This is a genomic window from Streptomyces polyasparticus, assembly GCF_014493765.1.
Taxonomy (GTDB): Bacteria; Actinomycetota; Actinomycetes; order Streptomycetales; family Streptomycetaceae; genus Streptomyces; species Streptomyces polyasparticus.
Genome location: NZ_JACTVJ010000136.1, coordinates 1 through 777 on the forward strand (window position 1 = coordinate 1; position 777 = coordinate 777).

Below are 777 nucleotides of genomic sequence, written 5' to 3' on the forward strand. Positions count from 1 at the left end.
TTTATTCGTTATTCGTAAACATTATAAAAACCAATCAGAACAGGCAACTATATGATATCTGGAAAATCATATTCACATAATTGGGGTGGCCTTATAGTCAACCTCAACCAAGGGATTTTCGTTGTTGCAGGTAACCTCAAGCTCAAGTTTCCAGTGTCTTCCATACATGTCTTCCTCCTCTTTGGAGAAGCCATGGTCGCCCATATCCTCAAATCTCCATTTGACTTTAGTTGGTGTTTCCACCATTCCAACCTTGTTAAAGTCCATCTTGAATCCTGAGCACGTCTCCATGTCGTGCATCAAGTGTTTTTTAATGTGATGTTGAAGATTTCTCTTGAATTTTCTCGAGTTTTTGTTCATGGTGGGTTTAATTTTGTCTAAATTGTTGTGCACCTCTTTCATGATAAAAGGTGGATAATATGTCAAGTGAGCATGACAATAATCAAAGTCATTGTCCCAGGTCTCATCCCTAATGAAACCTTCAAACGCCATCAAGTCGTCAAAGTCTCTTCTTGGTGGAGGCTTCAAAACCGTCGACATCATGCCATCTTCCGACTCAATTGAGGTAATCGAAGAAGATCTGGATTTAGGAATGGGTTGCAAGTGTTCGAGTTTCTCACAGGTGGTCAAGTCCAAGGCAGTGGTCATTCTACCGGACTTGGATTTTTTCGCAGTCATGGTTGGAGTTGAAGGTGCTGTGCGGGTGTCGTATAACTATCAATTTAAACTTGTGAACTAGAAATCAAACTCAAACAAAAATGTGCTTGAATTTGAAAC

Annotated in this window: 1 protein-coding gene; it reads right to left on the minus strand. The window is 40.0% G+C overall.

The window, feature by feature from the left end; genetic code table 11:
* Positions 1-72: 72 nt before the first annotated feature.
* Complete coding sequence (locus H9Y04_RS49205) at positions 73-678, minus strand: respiratory growth induced protein 1 (protein WP_187820177.1); 606 nt, start codon at positions 676-678, stop codon at positions 73-75.
* Positions 679-777 lie beyond the last annotated feature (99 nt).

What these genes read in the sequence shown, in the direction of transcription:
- H9Y04_RS49205 (WP_187820177.1), bottom strand. Translation starts at nt 678, where the DNA reads ATGACTGCGAAAAAATCCAAGTCCGGTAGAATGACCACTGCCTTGGAC.